Below are 8,213 nucleotides of genomic sequence, written 5' to 3'. Positions count from 1 at the left end.
CACCAAGGACGTCCCGCCCGGCGCGACCGTGGTGGGTATCCCCGCCCGGGCGGTGCCGATCGACACGATCCATTATAGTCCCGGCTTCGTTCCCTATGGCACGCCGTGCGGCGAGGACGTCGATCCGTCGCGGGTCGGCATCGCCGAGCTCGAGCGCGAGGTCGCGGCGCTGCGCAAGGAAGTCGAATCGCTGAAGCGCGCGAACCTTCCGGAGCCCAAGGCGAAACGCGCTTGAGCGTCGTCGCGCCGTTCCCGAACCCCCGGGACCGGCGCGCGATCGCCAGCTTCGACCGCCGCGAGCTCACCCGGATCCTCGATCTCTACGGCCGAATGGTCGCGGCCGGCCACTGGCGCGACTATGCGATTCGCTTCTCGCCCGACGCGGCGGTGTTCGCGGCCTTCCGGCGAACCTCCGAGCGGCCCGAGATCCGAATCGAGAAACACCCCGCGCTTCGGCTGAAGCAGGGGGCGTTCGCGCTGGTCGGAGAGCATGGCCAGGTGCTCAAACGGGGCCAGGAGCTTGGTCTGGTCCTGGCACCGGTCGAGCGCCGGCTTATGCGGCTGGTTGCGGTGTAGCGGCCGAGCGATTGACGATCGGCAGCCGATCGCGAATCCCGTCCGGCAAGGGCCGCACCACCGCGGCTCGGGCCTGGCTCCAGAAGGCTGACAGGAGCAGCAGCGACGAGCCGATGACCAGCGCGGTGAGCGCGATGTTGAGCTCGACCGCCCCGAACCGCTCGAGCAGGTCGGACAGCGCCCACAGCACATAGGCGAGCGCCGAGACCAGCAGCGCCCGGCGGTCGATTGCCAGGGCGGTGATCCCGATCACCACGTAGAGCAGGACGACGACCAGCCCTTCGCCGATGGTCGCATTGCCGTCGTTCAGCCCCAGCAGGGTGAAGACCGGGTGGACGATCATCGGCGCGGCCAGCAGGTGAAGCCAGAAAGCGACGTCCGAGCGGCGGGTGATTCGCGCCCGATCCGAACCGTCCCACGACATGGCGAACAGGAAGGTGCCGATGCCGAGCAGGAGCACGAAGCCGAGGATCAGGTCGCGAGCGTTGTCCGCGGTGTCGCCGAGCGCCGCAACCAGCAGTCCGACGGCGATCGCGGCGACAGCGGCGGCCCCGGCGGCGACGGTGATCGGGACCCGGAAGCGCTTCCAGTGAAGCCAGGCCGAGGCGGCGGCGATGCCGCCCGCGGCGGCGCCGAGGATGCCGGCCAGCTGGACATTGTCCTCGAGCTGCTCGGGACCGATGGCGAGGACCAGAGTGAACGCGGCTGCCGCGAACACGCCGCCGACGAACGCCAGCAGCAGCAGGATCGACGGCAGCGCCATGCGCCGCCGGGCGGTGAAGAACAGAGCCAGCGCCCAAGCCGTCGCGGCGACCGCCAGCGGGCCGAGCGGGGAGGGGCCCTCGCCCTCGATCGCCAGGCCGAGACCGGCGCCGATGCGCTGGCCGATCCAGGCGACCGAAAACAACAGGATCGCGGCGGCGATCGCGACGAAAATATCGTTGAATCCGGTCAGCAACCGGAATTGCTCTTCATCGACGGTCGGGCTCGAGTGCTGGCGCTCGATGTGCGCGCGCAGCGACGCCGCGGCCTCGGCGCTGATCGCGCCCGCCGCCACCGCTTCGTCGAGTTCGTTCTGGCTGTACATTCGCAATCCTCCCACTGTCGTCGCCCGCGTTACGACAGGTGTGTTATCTTGTCAATACAGTAGCACACCTCGGCCGACACTGATAAGCGCTTTAGTCATGTGCAACCTGTACAGCATGACCGCGACCGTCGACGAGCTGCGGCGCATCTTCGGTCCGTTCGACGGCGACAAGACCAACCTGCCGCCGTTCGACGAGATCTACCCCGGCTACCAGGCGCCGGTGCTGCGTCGGAAAGAGGATGGCGGGCTGGCCCTGGAAATGATGAAATGGGGCTTTCCGGGGCCGGTGTCCGCGGGCTCCAGGCCGGTGACCAATGTCCGCAATCTGAGCAGTCCGTTCTGGCGCAATGCGCTCAGCGACCCCAAGCGCCGGTGCATCGTTCCGGCGACCAGTTTTTGCGAGTGGACGGCCGAACCGGACCCCGAAACCCAGCGCAAGGCGAAGGTCTGGTTCGGCCTGGCCGACCCGAATCCGTCAATATTTGCCTTCGCCGGGCTGTGGCGCCCGAGCGAGGAGGGTCCGTACATGGCGTTCCTGACCTGCGAGGCGAACGCGACCGTTGGAGCGGTGCATCCCAAGGCGATGCCGGTGATGCTCCGGCCCGCCGATGCCGGCCGCTGGCTCGACAGCGAGCGCGCCGATGCCTGCGCGCTCGCGCAACCATTCGAGGATACGGCGATGCGCCGTGTGAGTTAAGCCTGGCAAGACAAAGCATAACAGGAGGAAGGCGATGGCGAAGAGAGCAAGCCCGGCGAGCACCGGCACGTCAAAGAGGAAGCGGGCGGCGGCGAAGCCGAAAGCGAAGACGGCTGCGCGCAAGCCGGCGCGCCGGGCTGGTGCCGATCGCCGCAAGTCGGGCCGCCGCTCGAGCGACCGCACGGCGGCCGATGCCTTGATCCAGCTGATCGAAAGCCCGCTGGTCGCCGACCTGCTGGCTGTCGGCGCGATGGCAGCGCTGGCGGCAATCGCCTCGAGCTCCCTGCGCAAGGGCGACGACGGGCGCAGGTCGTCCAGCGCTTTGAAAGCGGCGGCAAAAGCGGCGGCGGCGGCGATGGGGCGGAGGCTTTCGAGCGAGATCGACGAAATCCGCAACGCGTCGAAAAAGCCTAAGGCTTCCGCAAAAGCGTAAGCCTGGCGCGGCCGACATTGCGCTCGGCATCGATCGTCAAGCCGCCGGCATCGACGCCATCGCTGTGCAAGGTCTCGACCGCCATCCAGCCGCTCGGTGCGAGCCAGCCGGCGGCGGCGACGGCTGCCACCACAGCGGTGCCGGAGCCGGGCGCGTAAGGAGGGTCGGCCAACACCAGGTCGAAGGGCTCCGAGCGCGGCAACGCAAGCCCCGAGCCGCCGAGGATTTGTACGCGCTCGAGCGCTCCGAGACCGGACGCATTGGCCCGGATCGCGGTCGCGGCCCTGGGGTCGTTTTCGACAAAGCAGGCGAAGGCCGCGCCGCGCGACAGCGCCTCGAGCCCCAGCGCGCCGCTGCCGGCGAACAGTTCGGCGACCCGGAGGCCCTCGAACGAGCCGAGGCGGCTGGCGAGCATCGAGAACAGGGTCTCGCGGACCCGGTCGGCGGTGGGCCGAGTCTCCAGACCTGGCGGGGTGCGAAGACGGCGCCCGCGCCATTCTCCGGCGATGATCCTCACTTGAAGCTGTTGCGAAAGTGCGCGAGCTCGTTGCGGTCGATTTCGCGCGCTTCGCCCGGCTCGAGCCCGGCGAGGTCGAACGGGCCGTAGCCGGTGCGGATCAGCCGCGACACCTGCAGCCCGAGATGCTCGAGCACTCGGCGCACCTCGCGGTTCTTGCCTTCAGTGAGGCTCATCTGGATCCAGCAATTGCGACCGGTCCGCCGCTCGAGGTTGGCGTCGATCGAGCCGTAGCGCATGCCCTCGATGGTGATTCCTTCGGACAAGTCCTCGAGCGCCGCCTGGGTGACGCTGCCGAAAGCCCGGGCGCGGTAGTGGCGGACGACACCGCTGCTCGGCAGTTCCAACTGGCGCTTCAGTTCGCCGTCGTTGGTGAGCAGCAGCAGCCCCTCGGTCATGAAGTCGAGACGGCCGACCGGGATCAGCCGCGGCAGGCCCTTGGGCAGCCGGTCGTAAATGGTCGGCCGCCCTTTTGGGTCGCGGGCCGCGGTCAGGGTCGCCGGCGGCTTGTAGAAGCGAAACAGCCGCGGCGCCGACGGCGGCCGTACGGGCCTGCCGTCGACCGTTATGCCGGAAAGATTGGCCAGCAGAGTCGCCGGGGTCGTCAGCACCTCGCCGTTGAGAGCGATGCGGCCCTCGGCAATCATCCGCTCGACATCGCGGCGCGAGGCGACTCCGGCGCGGGCGAGCAGCTTGGCGATCCGCTGCGGCCCGCTGTCGCGCGGCTCGGGGCGCTTGCCTCGCTGCTGCGAGCTGGCCGAGCCGGCGCGGTGTTCGCGGCCCCGGCGCGGCACTCGTTGAGGCTTCGTTCGTTGCGGGGACAAGTGGTGGTCCTTGGGAATGAGTGTGGATGCTGTTCGGGAAGCGCAAACGCATCGTCAAGCGGATCCTCGTCGTCGAGGACGAACCGCTGACCGCGTTCGACAATGAAACGATGCTGATCGACGCCGGCTACGAAGTGGTGGCGACGCTCGACGGCTTCGACGACGCGCTCGAGGTGATCGAGCGCGAGAAGATCGACCTCATCCTGAGCGACATTCGCCTGCGCAGCCACGAGACCGGAATCGACCTCGCGCGCGCCGCCAAGGGGCGCGGAATCCCGACACTTTTCGCCACCGGCCACGAAATCCCGACCGCGGCCGAAGTGGCGATCGGCTGCCTTAAGAAGCCGTATACCGAGCGGCAATTGAAGGCCGCGATCGACAGCGTCGACCGCCACCTCTCGGGCCAGCGAGTGCGTCCGGCCCACGGCCTCCAGCTGTTCACGGCCGCTCAAGAATAAGGACCGCACTGTTCAGCTGCTGATCCGCTGCTAATCATGGCGACGGATCGTCGAAACGGAAGGGTAAGGCATGGCGACTGCGGCAGCGACGGCAACCGTGGATGAAGCGCCCAAAGGCCTGCGGCTGCTCGGCACCGCGATGCGCAACCGGAAGACCGCGATCATGCTGGTCTTCGGGTTCGCCGCCGGTCTCCCCTACACGCTGCTGATCGGCACCTTGAACGCCTGGCTGGGCGAGTGGGAAATCGATCTCGCCACCATCGGCGTCGTCTCGTGGATCGGGCTCGCCTACGCGTTCAAGTTCCTGTGGTCGCCGCTGGTCGACCGGGTCCGGCTGCCGGTGCTCGAGCGCTTCGGCAGGCGGCGAAGCTGGCTGTTCGTCTGCCAGCTGCTGCTGACCGCGACCTTCTTCGGGCTGGCGATGTCCGACCCGCGCCTGGCGCTGGGCTGGTTCGCGCTGGTCGCGGTGATCGGTGCCTTCGCCTCGGCGACCCAGGACGTCGTCATCGACGCCTGGCGGATCGACGTCGCCGATGAACGGGCGCCGGTCGAGATCCTCTCGGCGATCTACCAGTTCGGCTACCGGATCGCGGCGCTGATCGGCGGCGCCCTTGCGCTGGTCCTTTCCGAGCGCGTCAGCTGGCCCACGGTCTACGCGATCATGGGCGGCTTCATGGCCCTGACCCTGATCGCCACGGCGATGGCCCCCGACACGCCGCGAACCGAGAACGAAATCCAGGAAACCGCGCTTCGACGGGCCGGCGCAATCGAGCCAAGGCTGCGCGCCATCGGCCTCGCCATCGTCGGACTCGGTTGGCTATGGGCGATCTGGACGGTCGCCAGCTTCATGATCAGCGTCGTCACCGTGTCGCCGACAGACCCCGAGCCGCCCAACGTCGGCGAGTTCACCCGCAACATGGGCCCGCTGATCGTCGGCGCGACCGTGATCGTGCCGGCGATCGTTGCCGCCGTATTCAATTGGCTCAGGGACCGCCGCGGCTATGTGCTGACCGCGGACGACCCAAGCCCCGATGCAGGCGGGCGCGCGGCCGACCACGCCTATTCCGCGCTGATCCTGCCGCTCGGCGAACTGGTCCGGCGGATCGGCTGGGGCGTGATCATCGTGCTCGGGCTGATCCTCACCTACCGCATCACCGATCTCATCTGGGGTTCCTACGCATTCCCATTCTATTTGCAGGAGCTTCAGTACACCGGGGACGAAGTCGCCTTCGCCTCAAAGATCTTCGGCGTGTTCATGACGATGGCGGGCATCGCCATCGGCGGCATCCTCTTTGCGACCCTCGGCCGAATGCCGACGCTCCTGATCGGCGCGATCGTCGCTGCCGCGAGCAACCTGCTCTACGCCGATCTCGCGGCGGGCGCTCCGTACATCGACGCCTTCGCCCGCATGTTCGCGCTCGATACGTTCGGGTCCGACCTGCGCATGGTGCGGCTGCTGATCGCCATCTCGGGCGAGAACATCGCCGGCGGGCTGGCCGGAGCTGCCTTCGTCGCCTATTTGTCGTCGATCACTTCGCGCGAGTTCAGCGCCGTACAATATGCGTTGCTCTCGTCGCTGACTTTCCTGGTAGGATCGCTCGGCCGGGCGGCGATCGGCGAACGGATCGAGCAGGTCGGTTATGCGCCCGTGTTCCTGCTGACGGCCGCGATCGGCATCATCGCCGTGGTGTTCGTCATCCTCGAATGGATCCGTACCGCATGGGCTGGACGCAAGCGAGCGTCGACGGGACCGGTGCTTGCCGCCGACGCGGCCAAGGTCTCCGAAGGCGACACCGCCTGAGATGATCGTCTATCTGGCGATCATCGCGGTGCAAGTGTTCTGTATCGTCGACGTCATTCGCCACGGCCGGAACTCGCTGTGGATCATGGCGCTCGTCTTCCTGCCGGTGGCCAGCACGATCGCTTATTTCATCGTCGAGGTGCTGCCGCGCATGCAGCACAACCGGCACCTGCGCGGCGCCCGGCAGGCGATCGTCGAAAGGATCGATCCGGAGCGCGAGCTGCGCTCGGCGCGCGAGGCGCTCGACATCGCCGACACGGCGGCCAATCGCATTCGTGTCGCCGACGCGCTCTCCGACCTCGGACGGCACAAGGAAGCTCTGCCGCTCTACCAACGCTCGATCAGCAAGCGGCCGGACGTCCATATCGCCGAGAAACTCGCGCGCTCATTGTACTTTACGGATCATCCGCAGGAGGCGCTCGAGACGCTGGATTCACTGCCGGCGGTGAGCGCGCAGTCGGACCGCGACCGGCTGGCCTTGCTACGTGGCCGCATCCTCGAGGACCTCGGCCGCAACGAGGAGGCATTGCCGATCCTGGCGGACGTCAGCGAGCGGTTGCCGGGAGACGAGGCGCGCTGTCGTTACGCGGCGCTGCTGCTGAAAATGGGCAAAAAGGGAAAGGCGCGGTTGGTGCTGGAGGATGTCGAGCACCGGCTGAAGCGCGTCAACCGTCAGCGCAGCGCGGCCGACGCCCCGATGTACGACTGGGCGATGGCCGAACTGGCGCGGCTGCGCGGCTGATCAGTCGGGCGCCTGGTCGTTGGCCGCCAAGGCCTCGCCGGCGAGGTAGAGCGAGCCGAACAGCAGCACTCGCGCCGGCGACCGGATCGCGCCGAGCGCTTCGCGCAGCGAGGCGTGGGCCGATGAGTCGAAGCCCATGGTGTCGGCGAGCGCGGCCAGCTCGTCGGGCGGGCGGAATTCATGGTCGGCAATCGGGACGGTGCGCACCTCCCTGGCGATCCCCTGGAACGGCTCCAGCGTGGCTTTCGGGTCCTTGCTGGCGAGGCTGGCGAACACCAGGCTCAGCGGAAGATCGGCGGCGAAATGCCTGCGCGCATGAGCGGCAATCGCACGGGCCGCCGACGGGTTGTGGCCGCCGTCGACCCACAGCTCCGATCCCCTGGGCAGGAGCCTGGTCAGCGGCCCGGGCGCCAGACATTGCAGCCGCGCCGGCCACTCGGCCCAGCCCATCGCCGCGTTGAGCGCTCCGGCAGGCACCGGCAACGCGTCCTGGTGGCGCAGCATGGCAATCGCGAGCGCGGCGTTCATTGCCTGGTGGCGGCCGGGCAGGCGCGGCAGCGGCAGGTCGAGCGACCCCGAATGGTCACGGTAGCGCAGCTTGCCGCGTGCAACGGTCGCGTCCCACGGTCCGCCGCGCGGCAGCCAGCGCGCCGAGCTCGCCGCGGCGACCTCGCCGATCCGCCTGGCGATCGCCGGCGGATAGAGCTGGGTGACCAGCGGCGTTCCGGCCTTGACGATGCCGGCTTTCTCGGCAGCGATTCCGGCGAGGCGCCGGCCGAGGAATTGCTGGTGGTCGACGCCCAGGCTGGCGATCCCGCAGACCAGCGGACGCTCGACGACGTTGGTCGCATCCATCCGGCCGCCGAGCCCGACCTCGACGATGCACGCGTCCGCGGGCGTTCGGGCGAAGGCAACGAACGCCGCCGCGGTGGCGACCTCGAAAAAGCTCGGTTCGGTGCCGCCGCTGGCGTCGAGCACTTCGGTGAGGAGGGCGGCGAGCGCCTCGTCGCCGATCAGCCGGCCGGCGATCCGGATGCGCTCGTTGAACCGGACCAGATGGGGGCTGGTGAACAGGTGG

At 68.4% G+C, this 8,213-nt stretch carries 10 protein-coding genes and 1 pseudogene; 7 read left to right on the top strand and 4 right to left on the bottom strand.

Features of this window, described 5'->3' with window-relative positions; translation table 11 throughout:
• Window positions 1–235: pseudogene (locus tag H0T81_RS00205) on the top strand (serine acetyltransferase); the annotation flags it as partial.
• Window positions 232–576 (top strand): DUF2794 domain-containing protein, encoded by a 345-nt coding sequence (locus H0T81_RS00200; RefSeq protein WP_294008668.1) that lies wholly within the window; start codon window positions 232–234, stop codon window positions 574–576. The pseudogene H0T81_RS00205 and the gene H0T81_RS00200, both read left to right, overlap by 4 nt.
• Here the strand turns inward: H0T81_RS00200 and H0T81_RS00195 are convergent.
• A complete protein-coding gene (locus H0T81_RS00195; RefSeq protein WP_294008666.1) occupies window positions 554–1,663 on the bottom strand; it encodes a hypothetical protein in 1,110 nt (369 codons plus the stop codon). The two genes, H0T81_RS00200 and H0T81_RS00195, sit on opposite strands and share 23 nt — an antisense overlap.
• Window positions 1,664–1,760: 97 nt before the next feature.
• Between H0T81_RS00195 and H0T81_RS00190 the strand changes: the two genes are divergently transcribed.
• Complete coding sequence (locus tag H0T81_RS00190) at window positions 1,761–2,360, top strand: SOS response-associated peptidase family protein (RefSeq protein WP_294008664.1); 600 nt, start codon at window positions 1,761–1,763, stop codon at window positions 2,358–2,360.
• A gap of 34 nt (window positions 2,361–2,394) precedes the next feature.
• Window positions 2,395–2,793 carry a hypothetical protein gene (locus H0T81_RS00185; RefSeq protein WP_294008662.1) on the top strand — a complete coding sequence of 133 codons (399 nt, stop codon included), beginning with the start codon at window positions 2,395–2,397 and terminating at the stop codon, window positions 2,791–2,793.
• Here H0T81_RS00185 and rsmD read toward each other — a convergent pair.
• Window positions 2,771–3,310 (bottom strand): 16S rRNA (guanine(966)-N(2))-methyltransferase RsmD, encoded by a 540-nt coding sequence (gene rsmD / locus H0T81_RS00180; RefSeq protein ID WP_294008660.1) that lies wholly within the window; start codon window positions 3,308–3,310, stop codon window positions 2,771–2,773. The genes H0T81_RS00185 and rsmD overlap by 23 nt on opposite strands.
• The gene (locus H0T81_RS00175; RefSeq protein WP_366474075.1) at window positions 3,307–4,104 is read right to left on the bottom strand and encodes a pseudouridine synthase; all 798 of its coding nucleotides are present in this window, start codon (window positions 4,102–4,104) and stop codon (window positions 3,307–3,309) included. Before H0T81_RS00175 ends, rsmD begins: the two co-directional genes overlap by 4 nt.
• Window positions 4,105–4,160: 56 nt before the next feature.
• On the opposite strand from H0T81_RS00175, the gene H0T81_RS00170 reads away from it, so the two are divergent.
• From H0T81_RS00170 to H0T81_RS00160, 3 genes are all read left to right on the top strand, one after another.
• The gene (locus H0T81_RS00170) at window positions 4,161–4,592 is read left to right on the top strand and encodes a response regulator (RefSeq protein ID WP_294008656.1); all 432 of its coding nucleotides are present in this window, start codon (window positions 4,161–4,163) and stop codon (window positions 4,590–4,592) included.
• A 70-nt stretch (window positions 4,593–4,662) separates the two neighbouring features.
• Window positions 4,663–6,393 carry an MFS transporter gene (locus tag H0T81_RS00165; RefSeq protein WP_294008654.1) on the top strand — a complete coding sequence of 577 codons (1,731 nt, stop codon included), beginning with the start codon at window positions 4,663–4,665 and terminating at the stop codon, window positions 6,391–6,393.
• Window position 6,394: 1 nt separating this feature from the next.
• A complete protein-coding gene (locus H0T81_RS00160) occupies window positions 6,395–7,135 on the top strand; it encodes a hypothetical protein (protein ID WP_294008652.1) in 741 nt (246 codons plus the stop codon).
• Here the strand turns inward: H0T81_RS00160 and H0T81_RS00155 are convergent.
• Window positions 7,136–8,213 (bottom strand): bifunctional folylpolyglutamate synthase/dihydrofolate synthase (locus H0T81_RS00155; protein ID WP_294008650.1); only part of this gene is annotated, 1,078 nt, incomplete at its 5' end. It abuts the gene before it with no gap.

Origin of the sequence: Sphingomonas sp., assembly GCF_013812825.1 — a bacterium.
In the GTDB taxonomy this organism is placed as follows: Bacteria; Pseudomonadota; Alphaproteobacteria; order Sphingomonadales; family Sphingomonadaceae; genus Sphingomicrobium.
Note: the sequence above shows the minus strand (reverse complement) of the source record. Positions and strands in the feature narration are given on the sequence as shown.